Consider the following 577-nt stretch of genomic DNA (forward strand, 5'->3'; position numbering starts at 1 on the left):
ATGTAATCTTCACATTGAGAACTTAGTATGAAAATGGAAACCGACAGGCTTATTTTGCGTCAGTGGAAAAATGAAGATTATCAACCATATGCTGAGTTATGCTCTGACGCACATGTGATGAGGTATTTTCTTGCTCCACTTTCACGTGAAGAGAGTAATGGGCAAGCCAATAAAATCCAAAGCTTTATTTCGGAAAGAGGTTGGGGTTTCTGGGCTGTTGAGTTGAAAGAAATTGGGCAGTTTATTGGTTTTGTTGGGTTGCATAGTCAAGATGAAAATAGTGGATTTCCCGATGCCCCATTTATCGAAATTGGTTGGCGTTTGTCATCGGAGTTTTGGGGATTAGGTTATGCACCTGAAGCTGCGCAAAAGGCATTGCAATTCGCATTTGAAGAGCTTAATGCTCCTTCAGTTTATGCGTTTACCACGTTACAAAATCTTCCTTCTCAGCGAGTAATGCTGAAATTAGGAATGGTCAATACGAATCAAGACTTTAGTCATCCAAAGGTGGTTAAAGGTCATCCTTTGGAGCGGCACTGTTTATATAAAATCACTCAGAAACAGTGGTTGGAAAAAT

General features: G+C 40.0%; 1 protein-coding gene. It reads left to right on the top strand.

Going from position 1 to position 577, the window contains the following annotated elements; translation table 11 throughout:
- Positions 1-27: 27 nt before the first annotated feature.
- Positions 28-577 (top strand): GNAT family N-acetyltransferase (locus GOU96_RS18150; protein ID WP_267784058.1); only part of this gene is annotated, 550 nt, incomplete at its 3' end.

Origin of the sequence: Vibrio sp. R-1, assembly GCF_035615595.1 — a bacterium.
GTDB classification, from domain to species: Bacteria; Pseudomonadota; Gammaproteobacteria; order Enterobacterales; family Vibrionaceae; genus Vibrio; species Vibrio cholerae.